Below are 14863 nucleotides of genomic sequence, written 5' to 3' on the forward strand. Positions count from 1 at the left end.
TTTAAAATATTACTTTTCGCTTTTTCTTATTGTTAGTTTCTTGAGACCGGCGGTAATTGCGGTTGCCAGCTGCGTAAGCTCACAGGCTGCAAGCGGTATGAGTACCATAAAATATGTCATGCAGTATCTTGCCTTCTGTTCCCACATGAGCTGGAAAAGAAATCCACCAACAAAGAAGATTACTAAAAGGGCAGCCTTATTAGGCATATCTTTTTTGAAAAGGGTTCTTAACACCCATAGGAATGCAAGAAGGTAGACCATCATCTGGAAAATATCCGCATAGAGGATGATTGTCTGCATTATTTTACCACTAAGGAGGTGCCTGTAGCTATCTGTTAAAACGAAGTTTTCATAGGAAGGAAACTGAGTCATCTGCGTGGAATCAAACATGGAGTTGGTCCACTGGCACCTTGTCTTTTCATAGAAAAAAAGAAGTGGACGCTTGCCGGTTAAGTATTCGCCGATGATTTCTATAGTTCTGCTCTTGCAGTAGCTAGAAGTGCTGGCGGTATCGAAATTATTGAGCTGCCAAGCCATGGAATGTGAATCATTGTAGCTTCCAGCGCCGTTTACGCCATCTCCAGCGGATAGTCCCATGTAAATCCAGGCGATAGCAGGCATTCCGCCGCCAAGCTCAAGGCCCGTAACAAAGCTAAAGAGGAAATTAGCAATCTTGCCAGTAAAGAGCATAGAGAGAACTAGCAGTATTGCGGTAATAAGGAGCTTTTTTGAAGGAACTTTTTTGTCCATAAAAAGAAGGTAGATGATCGTAGCAAGTACCGCAATCATGGCTCCCTGATAAATGTACATGGCCAAAGTAAAGGATAGCACTGTGAAAATAGCATCTGCCACCCGGTTTTTTCGGCAGAGCTTCAGTGCAAATAAAAAGCCCAGAACTAAGAGGCAGATAGATGGAACAGTACCATATACAAGGTTTGCAAACAGTACAAACGGAACAAAAAGAGATAGGAGAATTCTAGTAAGGATAGTAATTTTCTCATCCTGCCAGATTTCGCCAGCTATAAGCGACAGTGCCTGAATTGTAGCAAGTATCATAGCAAGGTTAAGGAACCTTAAGATAATGTAGGCATTGTCATTAAATACTTTGTAAAAGAGAGCTTCTAATATAACGATTCCTCTTTGGTTAGCAAAGGTATTTATATAGTCGATGTATTCTGAAGTGTCGGTGCCATAGGCTATTGCTTTGGCCATATCTGCAACTGCTCTGGCATCGCCAGCTACTGGAAATTCATCCACCAGAACCCACCAGATTCCGAAGATTGCGGGTGGAAGGAGAGTCAGGGTAGTGATGAGAAGGTTTCTATTTGGACTAGTATTATTTGTACAGGCATTGGTTGGTGAATTTTCTTTGTTGGTATGGCTTGGGGCTGTGTAGTTGTGGCACTTATTAGTAGATTGCAATTTATGTAGTGCAATTGTCATGCCTGCAGTGAGTATTGCAAGAAGGACTACAAATAGAATTTTGAGAGGCGGATTCCATAAATATAATACCGGCATATCTTCATAGGTCATTAGGTTTACATGCTCAACAGGGCCGGTAACAAGGTATGTCAAAAGGCCCAGCGCCGCAAATGCCAGGACCAGGGATATCTTTTCAATTATTGTGCTGAGGATGTTACGCGCGTTGTTCATAGGATTACACTCTTGTGATCTGATGGATTTCTATAGTGATTATTTCTAAATGGAAATTTAAAGTTGTTGTTCTTTATGTTTGCTGGTTATTGGAACCATGATCATGATTGTGGATGACAGATCCAGAATAACCCAGATCAGTAGCATCCGCCCTGCGACGTGCCTTGCAGTCTTAGACGGATTGGACGTGATCTGTGCATCTTTTACCAGAATATACCTGGTGCCGTTTGCATCGTCCAAAAAGACGCCGTTACTGATAAGCCCGATTTCAAGGGTGGAAGGGCTGTCGTCGTATGGGCTATAAATATCAAAGGAAACCTGGCCTGTGGTAGAAGGAAGGAGAACCTCTCCTTTCATCGGGCTGATAGAAATATCTTTATGAGTGCTGTACACGCGGGCTGAAGTGCCATAGATGGCATCGGCATTGAGGTTGCACTCATAGCCTACGGTTACAGTATAGGAACCCTTGTTAAGGGTAAAAGAATCTGTGGTTAGAGTTCTGGCATCCGCATCATAGGAGGAGTCAAGGTACACCATCTCGGTTCCATCCTTTTTCAAATAAAACTTATCAAGGGTGAGAGTTTCTGGCTCCTTCCCGGCGTAGCGGAAGTATGTGAAAAGACAAATGAATAACTGAATTATTACTATTAAGCTGCAGATAACTAGTGTGTGTTTTTTCATTGTGGGTAAATACCTGGCTTTTTATCAGAATAGTTCATCTAAATATTATCAATATTGAGTATATCACAATTTAGTGCATGTCAATCCATTCTTGTTGTTCTTTGTAGAACGGATAGTCATGAGTGCTATTCTGGCGAAGGGGAGTCATGTAGTCAGGACCATAGCACAAAGTCAGAACCTGGTCATAGCCCTCTGGAATAGGGGCCTTCAGCATCTCGAAATCTACTATGGCTGTGTTGGTATAGGCAGACAGAGGGCGCCTCATGTCATTTTGTCTCATGGCCCAGTCGGGATACCACAGGACAGAGTCACTTTCTTTTTTCTTGGTCATCGTTGCTATGCCATCAGTCAGCTTCCATAGGGCAGATGCCGAGCTGTCATCTCTTGGGACAGTGACATTTAGAAGTTCTTCAATCTGGGTAGCGTACCCCTCGAACTCACCGGATTTTTTGTACTGCTCGCAGTTCATTGCAAGGTCGTAGACAGCGATATAGATATTCCGGATAAGGTTAGCCTGTTCAGAATCTCTTGGAACGTAGTCAAGAGGATAGAGGTCAACTCCCGCAACATAAGGAAGACCAAAGAAGATATCCGTAAGCTCTTTTTCCGCTGGATCAATTCCTGAATCCACATGCTCTCTGTTGGAAATGAAAGCCTTGGGCTGAGTATAGCCAGGTGTAGTGTAGAGGCTTCTGACCATGTAATAATCGGGAAGCTCTCTCTGAAGCGCCATCAAAAGAATCAGGTAGTCCTTTCTCATTACGCAGATATCGATGTCGTCATCCCACGGAATATAGCCCTTGTGGCGAACGGCCCCAAGAAGTGAGCCGTAGTCAAGCCAAACCTTGATGTGGTTGTGCTCAGCTATAGCCAGAACCTTATCCAGCACTGTCAGCTGTATGCCCCAGGCCCTTTTCATGGTCTCTGACACTTCGAAATCAAGCCTTGTTTCAGTTTGGAAGAAGCTTTCCGGTATCTGCATTCTCTTTTCCTCGCTTAACTATTGTCTTGCAGTTATCACAATTTCGCTAAATATGATAAAATATACATAATAACATAATATTATTATATAATCTTGCGTTTATTATTCAAGAATGCGATATTACTGCATTTTTGGCATGGTGTTTGACACGAGGGGATCAAAGCTATGGCTGGTGCGAAAAAGGACTTTATTTTGAGCGCATCGATGATGTGTGCGGACTATGGAAATCTGGAACGAGAGGTCAAGGAGCTTGAAGAGGCTGGAATTGACTCTTTTCATATTGATATCATGGATGGACGTTACGTTGATAACTTTGCAATGTCCCTCTATGACATGGCTTATATTGCCAGAGTTAGCAAAAAGCCGCTTGATGTACATCTTATGATTGAGCACCCAAGGCGCAACATAGATCTTTTCCTGACTCACCTGCGTCCCGGCGATACGGTGTACATTCATCCTGAGGCTGAGTACCATCCGTCGACTACGCTTCAGAAGATTGTTGATGCCAAGATGCACCCTGGAATCGCAATCAATCCGGGAACCAGCGTTGAGACAGTAAAAGAGATGCTGAGAATCGTTGACAGAGTTCTTGTAATGGCCGTAAATCCGGGCAATGCCAGCCAGGTCTTTTTACCTTATGTAGGTGAAAAGATAGAGCAATTGATTAAGCTTCGATCCAAGATGAAGTTTGATCTTTTCTGGGATGGAGCCTGCGGAGCTGACAGGATTTTAGAATATGCCCCCCACGGCGTTGACGGCTTTGTGCTTGGTACAACACTCCTGTTTGGCAAGAAGGCTTCCTATAAGGAAATTATCGCTGCAACGAGAGAGATGAATTTCGATTATCTCAAGAAAGAAAAGAAGGTTAAGTGCAATTCTTACATGAGCTGACAAATTTGATATTTCCTGAGTCCTTTTTTGAGGACGAGGTCAGGGAGGGCTTTTACATTACGAGCATGATGAAGCGCTATTGGGCATCGCAGTTGAAAGTCCTTTCTTTTATTGCGCAAATTTGCGAAAAATATGACATCAAATGGTATGGTGAGTATGGTACCTTGCTTGGAGCAGTTCGCCATGGGGGATACATTCCATGGGACGATGACCTTGATATTGTTATGTTCCGTGAGGACTGGGACAGTTTTTTTGAAGTGGCGGAAAAAGAGCTGCCTCATGGATATCAGCTTCTGACTATTGAACGAAACTCTGAGTACAGAGAGGTAATTGGCCGCGTTGTAAACACTGGAGTTATTGACTACGGGCAGGAGCATTTAAGGGAGTATTTTGGCTGCCCATATACCATTGGCGTGGATATTTTCCCAATGGATGGCCTGTATGAAGATGAGGAAAAAGAAAAAGACAGGTTGGCCCGGGCCAAAAAGGCTGTTGAGAAATTCAACGAGGTAGAAAGTGGAAAGCGCCCTGGAAATGCCCATGAGCTCCTTCAAAAAGTAGAGAAGATATATCGCGAGTGCCCTTGCACTGGGGCTTCCAAGGTGGCACTTATGCCATTTTATACTTCAAGGGGAAGCCATGTCTTTCCTGTAGAATGGTATCAGGATACTGTGGAGCTTCCTTTTGAGCATACATCTATAACCGTTGCTGCTAGATATGAGGAAATGCTGGGCCATGAATATGGGGATTTTCTGCACGTATATAAGAGCGGCGGAATCCATGAGTATCCTGTTTATTCCGGACAGGAGGCGATACTAAAGGAGAATATCGGACATAATCCTTATAGATATACACTAGATCCAAATGAACTTCTTCGTTCCGTGCAGAGGTATGTACTGAGGGTGTCGAAGGCGGCGCTTGAAAAACAGCCTTTGCAGGAGATGGGATCTGGTGATAAGTCTGGCAATGGATTTGGAAATGAATCTTGTAAGGACGCTGATCCATGTGGTGCCGAAGATAAGAAGATAGTAGTATTCCTTCCATGCAAGGCAAAGTGGTGGAGCACCATGGAACCACTGTGGAAAAAGTATGTGGATGATCCTGGTGTGGAAGTTCATGTGCTTCCTATCTTTTGGTATGACTGCAACTACAACGGCGAGCTGGGAGAGAAGCACGATGAGAGAGCTCTTTTCCCAGATTATGTAAAGGTAGAGGACTGCGAGAAATTTGATTTTGAGAGAATTCATCCTGATATCATCGTGACTCAGGTTCCTTATGATGGATACAGCACCTTTATGACTGTTCATGAGTTCTTCTATTCTGCCAATATGCAGAATATGACGGATGAGCTTATTTATGTTCCATATCTTCATGCTGATGCTCCAGAGGAGAAGGGGGATAAGGCCTGGGCTTCGCTATCTGTCTTGGTTGAACAGGAAGCTGTCATCAACGCCGACAGAGTTATCGTAGAGTCTAGTGCCATGCGAGATTTCTATGTTGCCAGGCTCATCGAGATGTGCGGCGAAGAGACCCGCGGCTACTGGGAGCAGAAGGTCTTGAATATGGAGGATGTGGTCGGAGAAGATACACAGGAAAAGTGCACTGAGGCGGGAAATTATAAAGGAAATACTGGAAACGACGGATCAAGTGAAAAGAATGACATAGATGAATCGGAAGATGAATGGATCAAATTCCTTGGGCAGTATGCAGGTAGAAAGGTCATAATTTACCATGTTTCTATAGCTTTTTTATTACGAGATAAGGAGAAATCTATTGATAAGATCCGTAGATCTCTTGAAGTGTTTGCTGAATCAGGAGACAGAGTCTGCGCTATCATAGTGCCACAGAAGCAGATACTAACTGACCTTGAGCGAATTGATGAGGGCTTGTGGCAGCAGTTCCAGGGGGTGGTAGGAAATATTTCTGTGCCAGAAATGACTAGTGCTGAGAACCCGGAAGATAATGGAAATGCAAATATAAGTGATGCTGAGGGAAACACTTTGATTCCCAATTGCATCTACGATGAAGCAGGCTTCTCGCTGGATTATATGGATAAGTGGAGCGGTTATTATGGCGATGCTGATCCTCTTGTTAGAAAGTGCGTCCTAAAGGGAATCCCGGTGATGATCGAGAATATAGAGATCTAAGCAATGATTGTAACCATATTAGCAATGATAATGATAGTAGTGGTAGTGGTATGGAGTGTAGAAATCATGCTGATTTAGATAACAGGGGTAATAGAATTACAGTATTGGTTTGACGATAGGTATTTAACATATTTATGAGAATAATTTACTGCTAGTATCTGAGAAATTGGAAAATGAACGTAGCCCAATTTTTTCTTTACCGCTAGATTGCTGTTTTTTCTTTTTTGATAGTAAGGTAGGGACAAAATTGAAGCTAAAATTGAAGCTTGCCTACGGCTGGAATCGAGAAATCTTTTAAATGAGAGTAAAAAAGGCTCAAACTAAGAAGAATTTTTGACTTGAATCAAATTTCAAAAGTGAATTCTTACTGCTAGAACTCACTTTTTTAATATACAGCCGTAAGAAAAAAATCAGGCTACCGCTGCAAAACGCTTCTGCGAAAAACAGACGTAAAAATGCACTATAAAATGCAATATGATAGACAATATGCCGAACTGCACCCTCCACGCCACAAAAACTTCCCTGCAGCTGTAACAATACCCCCTCCACAGCCGCAAATTAGAATTGATCCTGCATCTCCAATCCAACATCCCCATTTATCAATATACATAAGATAATTGAGAACTTCGCCCGTATGCTATATAATTACTCTGGGTGTGCATGTTCGCATGCATGATCTGCCTGTATGCTATAGCTGCGGGCAATTGTAATTAATATGGAGAAAAGAAATGCCTAAGAAATTAAACGGAACAGTAATCGTCACCTACAGATGTAATGCACGTTGCAACATGTGCAACAGATATAAGGCACCATCTGATCCAAAGGATGAGATTTCAATAGAGACAATTAAGAAGCTCCCTGAGATGTACTTTACTAACATCACAGGCGGTGAGCCATTTATTCGCGAAGATATCAAGGATATCGTAAGAGAGCTTCGTAAGAAGAGTGATAGAATCGTTATTTCTACTAACGGATTCTTTACAGACAAGATCATTGACCTTTGCAAGGAGTTCCCTGATGTTGGTATCAGAATTTCCATCGAAGGTCTTGAGCAGACTAATAATGAAATCAGAGGCCTTCCTGATGGCTTCAACAGAGGCTACACAACTCTGAAGAAGCTCAGAGAGATGGGACTTAAGGATGTTGGCTTTGGTATGACAGTTCAGGATAGAAATGCTCCTGACCTGTGCGAACTGTACAAGCTTTCTGATGAGCTTGATATGGAGTTTGCGACAGCTTCACTCCACAATAGCTTTTATTTCGTAGAGGCCAAGAACATTATCCACGACAGACAGATGGTTGCTGAGCATTTCGAAGAGCTCATTAACATGCTTCTTAAATCCAAGAGCCCCAAGAAATGGTTCAGAGCATATTTCAACCATGGACTTATCAACTACATCTATGGACAGAAGAGACTTCTTCCATGTGATATGAGTTTTGATACATTCTTTATTGATCCATATGGCGATGTTATGCCATGTAATGGAACCAAGGACAAAGAGGTTATGGGTAACCTCAATACTCAGAGCTGGGATGAACTGTGGAATTCAGAACAGGCTGACAGAGTCAGAAACGTAGTCAGACATTGCGACAGAGACTGTTGGATGATCGGATCAGTTTCACCAGCAATGCATAAGTATATCTGGGTTCCAGCATGGTGGGTTATCCGCCACAAGTTCAAGGCTCTTTTCATGAAGAAGCCGTACTCAATGTATGAGAACAAGATAGTAAGAGACCTTCGCGATGGCAAGGTTACCAAGGAAGAATTGGATAAGTGCAGCACCTGTGATATGTGTGCTGTAGCTAATGACGGACTTAAAAAGTGATGAGCACAGGTAAGAGAATTTCCAAGAAAAAATTATTCGTAATAGATGAACTGGCACTGGTGCTGGGTTTCTTTACTGCGCTCATTGTCAGGTACACCAGAATATTCCACACCTGGACTACATTTTATGATGGTCTTTATGTGTCGCTTCTGGTATTCCTTGTGTTGGTTCAGGCGATTATCTTCATGGGCTATGACGCCAGAAGAGCTTCTATCATGTCAATGGACAAGATTCAGAATGCCTTTTCTGTTATCAAGGGACGCATTTTCCTGTTCATAGCAATGATCATTTATCTCTATGTTATTCAGCAGGCTACGAATTCATCAAGATTTGTAATCCCGGCGATAGTGCTGATGGATGCAATTTATGAGTGTATTTTCAGAATGCTCTTTAAGCGCCATTACATTAACAAGTATGGCAACAATGCTGATGTGGCGCTTGAACTACGAGCTCCTTTCCCAGATGAGAACGGGGTAAAAGAGCTGCTTGCTGGCGGTAAGTACACAAGAGCCCTTATCCATGCAGAAGGAGCTGACGATGCAGAGACTAATAGAGTCGCAGCAATCCTTGAAAAAGAAGGAATTCATCCTTATGTTTCTCTTGATAGTCTTGGCTACGCAGTTAGAAGTGGAATTGTCAGCGATATCAATGATTATGCTTCTATCCCTGTAGCAGTAAGAGGCGAGCACTGTGATCTTTTTGGTATTCACTATGCTGTAGCCAGAACTGAGGAGGCGGTGCTTCATGTGATCCGCCATATTCACGAGCTTTCAGGAGAGTATATCTGTTTTTCAAACGTTCATACTTCTGTTATGGGTAAAGAGAACCAGGATTACAGAAGAGTTTTAAACGGAGCGGCTTTTACTTTCCCTGATGGCAATCCAATTGCTCAGTTCCAGCAGAAGATGGGCCATGAGCTCTCAGAGAGAGTTGCAGGACCTGATTTTATGGAGCATATGTTCAGGAACACAGCTGATGGACAGCTTTCACATTTCTTCTACGGAGCATCCCAGGAAACACTGGATGCGCTCAAGGTTAACCTTGAGAAGAAATATCCTGGAATAGTTATAAAAGGAATGTATTCACCACCATTCAGACCTCTTTCTGAGGAGGAGGACAAGGCAGATATAGAGATGATCAATGCTGCGGGGGCAGACATTGTATGGATCGGCCTTGGCGCACCCAAGCAGGAGAAGTGGATGCAGGCCCACAAGGGACTTATTCACGGCGTAATGATGGGAGTTGGAGCTGGCTTTGATTTCCACGCAGGTACTATTAAGAGGGCGCCTAAGTGGATTCAGAACTTTGGCCTTGAATGGCTCTACAGATTGTTCCAGGATCCAGGACGTCTTGTTAAGAGATATGTCGTGACCAATGGTAAGTACATGTATTACATGTTTTGGGAAAAATTCAGGTAATCTATCATCGTTGTGTTGGGATTTTTAATGGGGAAAAGACATATGAATTCTGAAATAATGAGGAAATTCAAAGATAATAGACAGCAGATTGGAGAAGGAATTTACCTTCTCTATTTTGCTGTTATGATAGGAGCCAGGGCAGCAGGGCTCTATGAAGGAATGACAATCTACAATCTTTCACTGGTCTGTGGCCTTGGCCTTTTTGCACTCAAGATGCTGGTTACCCAGTATAGTCTCAAAGAGTATGCTGTTTGCGCGGGATTTCTGCTTCTGTCTGGAATCGTATATTATAAGACTGGTGAAAAAGGTCTTATTGTCTGCTTCTGCACCATGCTTGGAATGAAGGGTGTCAGTGTCATGAAGGTCGTTAAGACCGGAATCATCGTATCTGGAGTGATCATCCTTGTGAGAATCTTTACTGGAGCCTTTGGACTTGTAAATGGCATCTACTATCCTCAGGTAAGAGAAGGCGTTGGACTGATGTTCAGAGAGTCTCTTGGATATGCTCACCCCAACACTCTTCATATGAATGTACTGATGCTGACCATGCTCTGCATGTACTTTGTCAGCAAAGCGCTCAGAGGGGATAAGGTAAGACTTCTTATGTACTCTGCCTTGGCGTTTTTATTTAATCTGTATGTATTCCAGTTTTCAGGAAGCAGAACAGGACTTTTGGGATGCATAGCTTTCCTTATAGTTAACTTCTGGTTCTCAGTAATAAATGGACCAAGACTTTTTGAGAAGCTTGTGTGCTACGCTGCATTTCCAATCGCATGCTTTTTGGCAATTGTATTTCCATTTATTCTTCCAGAGAGCATTTTTGAAAAGGTAGATACTACTATATTTACAACAAGGCTTTCTATAGCAAGGTACTTCTGGGAGAACAATTCTGTTTCTTTATTTGGAATAAGACTTAACAATCCTCATCATTTGTATAAGACCTATGGTATTGATATGGCTCAGCTATATCTTTTCCTGCAGCTGGGACTTGTGGCCTTTGCTGTGATCAGTGTCCTTACAATATGGTTTATCCACAAGAGCCTCAAGGCTGGACATATGCAGGAGCTGGCAGTTCTCATGGGAATGCTCTTTATAGGAATATGGGAACCTCTTTTATATAATCTTGGATTTAAAAATTTTGTTTATATTTTTATGGGTTCAATGATGTTCAACAGTTTTCAGTTAGAGCTCGCATCGCCTAGAATTTCCGGCATTTCCAGTAAAGTTTTGGGAAGAGCAATTGCTTTTGGAGCTGTTGCCGGAGTTTGCGGAATGATGCTGTTTTATCTGCTCACCAGTGAACCAGCAGCTTTCTATGGCAACAGAGAAGCAGATGAGACAGGTAAGAGCCTTGGAATGGAAGCTATTTACTTAACTGAGACAGAAGTATCTCAGCTCAAGGCAGATGGAGACATTGTTGTAGGGTATGTAGATGCCCAAACACCAATGTACAAGTATGATAGCAGCATTGCCGGAATGGAATACGAAAGACGTGGATTAAGTATTGCGATTTACTTGGCATTGTTTATAATTGTGGTACAATGTTTATTTGTAAAAATTAATAAAAATTTTAGAAATGGGGAAGTATGAGTAACAAGTACAGAACACTGCAGACCTACGTTCTGTGGGTAATTGACATGGCGTGCATTATTGTGACGTACATGTTCTTTTCATGGCTGAGATTTAAGGACAACAACGATTGGGGAGATAAGACACTTCATTATATGGTATGTGTGTTATTCCTGTTGTTTTGTACCGGCTACACTTTTTTGGCTGACTGGAACAGGGATTTCATTGTAAGAGGATATATAATTGAATTCCTTCACGTAGTCAGATTTGTTGATGTTATGATGCTTGCATCTATTGCAGTAGTATATTTTCTTGACTGGGCAAGAATTCTTTCAAGATTTGTTATCCTGAATTTCATTTGGGCTGACATTCTTTTGACACTCATAATCAGAGTGATATTCAAGAATATTTTCAGAAGCTATATCTCCAGCGATATGAACGTTGAGAGAGTAGTTGTTGTAGCAGAAAAAGAGCTTATGGAGAGCACAATCAAGAAGCTCATGCGCAACAGCAAGGGCCTTGGTTACAAGGTAGTAAGAGCATATTGTGTTGATGATGAGAAGACTTCAGAGGAAGAACCTTGGTACATTGATGGTGTTCATGTTCACCATGGTATTCAGAATCTGACTGAGAGACTTATCACAGATCCTTTCGATGAGGTATTCATCAATACTCCTAATATTCCACAGCGCAAGATGGAAGACATCATCCTTGGCTTTGAGGAGATGGGTGTTACAACTCACTACAACCTTGAGCTTCCTGATGTTGGCAAGGCTGTTACAGAGGTTGGGGACTTCCTTGATTATACTGTTATTTCTTATAGTATGTTCCGCAGCAGCTATAAGAGGCTATTCATCAAGAGAATCATTGATATTTTAGGTGGATTAGTTGGACTTCTTATTACAGGAATCATCACACTTTTCCTTGCACCAGCAATCAAGCTTGATTCTCCAGGACCTGTATTTTTCTCACAGGTTCGTATTGGTAAGAACGGCAGACGTTTCAAGATCTACAAGTTCAGATCTATGTACATAGACGCGGAGGAGCGTAAAAAAGAGCTTGAGGCCCAGAACGAGATGAGCGGCCTTATGTTCAAGATGGAGAACGATCCTCGTGTTACTAAGGTTGGTAAGTTCATCAGAAAGACAAGTCTTGATGAGTTCCCTCAGTTTCTTAATGTTCTTAAGGGAGACATGAGCCTTGTTGGAACAAGACCACCGACAGAGAACGAGTTCCAGCAGTACAATGAGCACTACAGAAGACGTCTTTCAATGACTCCAGGTCTTACAGGACTCTGGCAGATCAGCGGTAGAAGTGATATCGAAGATTTCGATGAGGTTGTTAAGCTTGACCTTCGTTACATCGATAACTGGAGCCTTACAGAGGACTTCAAGATCCTTCTCAAGACTGTAGGAGTAGTTCTTTTTGGTAAGGGTGCCAAGTAATTAGATTAGGGGATAAGAGTAATGCTTACTAAGAATATTGATCTTAGCAATAAAAGAGTGATCGTCACAGGTGCAGCCGGCTTCATCGGCTCTAACCTGTGTATGGAGCTCCTTAAGAGATACGAGAATATTAAGATTCTCGGTATTGATAATGTTAATGACTACTACGATGTTGGTATCAAGGAAGACAGACTTAAGAAGATAGTCGGTAATCCTAACTTTGAATTTATTAAGGGTAACATTGCTGACAGGGATGTTATTAACAAGGCTTTTGATGAGTTTAAACCTGAGGTTGTAGTTAACCTTGCTGCTCAGGCAGGCGTTCGTTATTCAATCGAGAATCCTGATGCTTATATTGAGGCAAACCTTATTGGTTTTTACAATATTCTTGAGGCCTGCAGACATTCATATGATGCAGACAAGAAGACAGATGGTTACAACGGTGTTGAGCATCTTGTATATGCATCAAGCTCAAGCGTATATGGTTCCAACAAGAAGATTCCATATAGCACAGATGACAAGGTAGATAATCCAGTGTCTCTTTATGCTGCTACCAAGAAGTCCAATGAGCTTCTTGCTCATTCCTATACCAAGCTTTATGGCATTCCTAGCACAGGTCTTCGTTTCTTCACAGTATACGGACCTGCTGGAAGACCAGATATGGCTTACTTTGGATTCACTAACAAGCTGGTTAAGGGCGAGACTATCAAGATATTTAACTTTGGTAACTGTAAGAGAGACTTTACTTATGTTGATGATATCGTTGAGGGTGTTATCAATGTAATGGAGAAGGCTCCAGATGAGAACGAGAATGGTGTCAGATACAAGGTTTATAACATCGGTAATAATGATCCTGTAAACCTCCTTGATTTCGTAGATATCCTTCAGCAGGAGCTCATCAGTGCAGGAGTTCTGCCACAGGATTATGACTTTGAAGCTCACAAGGAGCTTGTACCCATGCAGCCTGGTGATGTAGAAGTAACTTATGCTGATGTAACACCACTTCAGCAGGACTTTGGATTTAAGCCTAACACTCCACTTCGCGAAGGCCTTCGTAAATTCGCTAAGTGGTACAAGGAGTATTACGGCTAATATATGACACAGGGGATGCACAAGTACGACAGAATAATAATCGGAGCTGGTCTCTATGGTTTATACTCAGCGCTTTTTTGTGGAAAAAAGGGGCTGAGTGTTCTTGTGCTTGAAAAAGAACCAGATTCTTTCTCAAGAGCAACTTATATCAATCAGGCAAGAGTCCATATGGGTTATCACTATCCAAGGAGCTTGTCTACGGCCATGAAGTCAGCAGGATACTTTAAAAGATTTGTAGATGACTACAAGTTCTGTATCCATGACAAGTTCGAGCAGATTTATGCTACCTCTGAGAACTTCAGCTGGACTAATGCTGAGCAGTTTGTGGATTTCTGCAAGGCTGCAGGTATCAGGTGCGACGAAGTGCCAGCCAGCAGATGGTTTCAGAATAAAATGTGCGACGGAGCATTTCTTACTGAGGAATATACCTATGACGCACATGTGCTAAGAGACTATCTCCTTGATGAGATCAGTAAGTTTTCTAATATAGAGCTTAAATTTGGAGCGGACATTGAGACTATAGAAAGAGACGCAGATGAGTACGTTGTAAGTCTCAAAGAGGGAAGCAGGTTTTCATCAGGCTTTGTGCTCAATGCTACCTATGCTTCAGTTAATCAGATACTTAAAAAGGCATTTCCAGATGAGAGTTTTGCAATCAAGTACGAGCTATGCGAGATCATTCTCTGTGATGTAGATGATAATCTCAAGGATATCGGACTTACCGTAATGGATGGACCATTCTTTTCCATTATGCCATTTGGTTTAACTGGCAAGCATTCACTTACATCAGTTACATTTACACCACACGTAACAAGCTATGATGAGCTTCCAACCTTTGGCTGCCAGAAGCGTCTTGAGGAAGTTGGCGGATATAAGTGCACTCCAGAATGCCTTGGCAACTGTAACAGATGTCCGGTTAAGCCTGAGTCTTCCTGGGAATACATGAGCCACCTGGCTCAGAAGTATATTAAGCCTGAGTATGGTTTCTATTATAGGAGTTCACTCTTTTCCATGAAACCAATCCTGAAGAGTTCGGAGATTGATGACTCAAGGCCAACAGCTATCAAGGTTCATTCATCAGAGCCTACATTTATCAGTGTATTGTCAGGTAAGATCAACACGGTCTATGACCTGGATGAATATCTTGTGTAAAAGGAAG

At 42.2% G+C, this 14863-nt stretch carries 11 protein-coding genes; 8 read left to right on the plus strand and 3 right to left on the minus strand.

The window, feature by feature from the left end:
- Window positions 1-9 precede the first annotated feature (9 nt).
- The 3 genes from IJI01_RS08495 to IJI01_RS08505 form a co-directional block, all read right to left on the minus strand.
- Window positions 10-1653 (minus strand): glycosyltransferase family 39 protein, encoded by a 1644-nt coding sequence (locus IJI01_RS08495; protein WP_292188716.1) that lies wholly within the window; start codon window positions 1651-1653, stop codon window positions 10-12.
- Between the two features lie 57 nt (window positions 1654-1710).
- Complete coding sequence (locus IJI01_RS08500) at window positions 1711-2211, minus strand: hypothetical protein (RefSeq protein ID WP_292188719.1); 501 nt, start codon at window positions 2209-2211, stop codon at window positions 1711-1713.
- A gap of 193 nt (window positions 2212-2404) precedes the next feature.
- Window positions 2405-3316, minus strand: a complete 912-nt coding sequence (locus tag IJI01_RS08505) for a LicD family protein (RefSeq protein ID WP_292188722.1) — start codon at window positions 3314-3316, stop codon at window positions 2405-2407.
- Window positions 3317-3481: 165 nt separating this feature from the next.
- Between IJI01_RS08505 and IJI01_RS08510 the strand changes: the two genes are divergently transcribed.
- The 8 genes from IJI01_RS08510 (at window position 3482) to IJI01_RS08545 (ending at window position 14856) form a co-directional block, all read left to right on the plus strand.
- Window positions 3482-4207, plus strand: coding sequence for a ribulose-phosphate 3-epimerase (locus IJI01_RS08510; RefSeq protein WP_292188725.1), 726 nt, complete (start codon window positions 3482-3484; stop codon window positions 4205-4207).
- Window positions 4186-6354, plus strand: coding sequence for a LicD family protein (locus IJI01_RS08515; protein WP_292188728.1), 2169 nt, complete (start codon window positions 4186-4188; stop codon window positions 6352-6354). Before IJI01_RS08510 ends, IJI01_RS08515 begins: the two co-directional genes overlap by 22 nt.
- 728 nt (window positions 6355-7082) lie before the next feature.
- Window positions 7083-8180 carry a radical SAM protein gene (locus IJI01_RS08520; protein ID WP_292188731.1) on the plus strand — a complete coding sequence of 366 codons (1098 nt, stop codon included), beginning with the start codon at window positions 7083-7085 and terminating at the stop codon, window positions 8178-8180.
- Window positions 8180-9598: a WecB/TagA/CpsF family glycosyltransferase gene (locus IJI01_RS08525; protein ID WP_292188734.1), complete on the plus strand. Its 1419-nt coding sequence runs from the start codon at window positions 8180-8182 to the stop codon at window positions 9596-9598. Before IJI01_RS08520 ends, IJI01_RS08525 begins: the two co-directional genes overlap by 1 nt.
- 42 nt (window positions 9599-9640) lie before the next feature.
- A complete protein-coding gene (locus IJI01_RS08530) occupies window positions 9641-11188 on the plus strand; it encodes an O-antigen ligase family protein (RefSeq protein WP_292188737.1) in 1548 nt (515 codons plus the stop codon).
- A complete protein-coding gene (locus tag IJI01_RS08535; protein WP_292188740.1) occupies window positions 11185-12612 on the plus strand; it encodes a sugar transferase in 1428 nt (475 codons plus the stop codon). The genes IJI01_RS08530 and IJI01_RS08535 overlap by 4 nt, the downstream gene beginning before the upstream one ends.
- Window positions 12613-12633: 21 nt before the next feature.
- On the plus strand, window positions 12634-13704 hold the full coding sequence (locus IJI01_RS08540) for an NAD-dependent epimerase/dehydratase family protein (RefSeq protein WP_292188742.1): 1071 nt from the start codon (window positions 12634-12636) through the stop codon (window positions 13702-13704).
- Between the two features lie 3 nt (window positions 13705-13707).
- Window positions 13708-14856, plus strand: a complete 1149-nt coding sequence (locus IJI01_RS08545; RefSeq protein ID WP_292188745.1) for an FAD-dependent oxidoreductase — start codon at window positions 13708-13710, stop codon at window positions 14854-14856.
- The last annotated feature ends 7 nt before the right edge of the window (window positions 14857-14863 follow it).

Origin of the sequence: Butyrivibrio sp. (assembly GCF_017433805.1) — a bacterium.
In the GTDB taxonomy this organism is placed as follows: domain Bacteria; phylum Bacillota; class Clostridia; order Lachnospirales; family Lachnospiraceae; genus Butyrivibrio.

What these genes read in the sequence shown, in the direction of transcription:
- IJI01_RS08495 (WP_292188716.1), bottom strand. Translation starts at nt 1,653, where the DNA reads ATGAACAACGCGCGTAACATCCTCAGCACAATAATTGAAAAGATATCC.
- IJI01_RS08505 (WP_292188722.1), bottom strand. Translation starts at nt 3,316, where the DNA reads ATGCAGATACCGGAAAGCTTCTTCCAAACTGAAACAAGGCTTGATTTC.
- IJI01_RS08510 (WP_292188725.1), top strand. Translation starts at nt 3,482, where the DNA reads ATGGCTGGTGCGAAAAAGGACTTTATTTTGAGCGCATCGATGATGTGT.
- IJI01_RS08520 (WP_292188731.1), top strand. Translation starts at nt 7,083, where the DNA reads ATGCCTAAGAAATTAAACGGAACAGTAATCGTCACCTACAGATGTAAT.
- IJI01_RS08525 (WP_292188734.1), top strand. Translation starts at nt 8,180, where the DNA reads ATGAGCACAGGTAAGAGAATTTCCAAGAAAAAATTATTCGTAATAGAT.
- IJI01_RS08530 (WP_292188737.1), top strand. Translation starts at nt 9,641, where the DNA reads ATGAATTCTGAAATAATGAGGAAATTCAAAGATAATAGACAGCAGATT.
- IJI01_RS08535 (WP_292188740.1), top strand. Translation starts at nt 11,185, where the DNA reads ATGAGTAACAAGTACAGAACACTGCAGACCTACGTTCTGTGGGTAATT.
- IJI01_RS08540 (WP_292188742.1), top strand. Translation starts at nt 12,634, where the DNA reads ATGCTTACTAAGAATATTGATCTTAGCAATAAAAGAGTGATCGTCACA.
- IJI01_RS08545 (WP_292188745.1), top strand. Translation starts at nt 13,708, where the DNA reads ATGACACAGGGGATGCACAAGTACGACAGAATAATAATCGGAGCTGGT.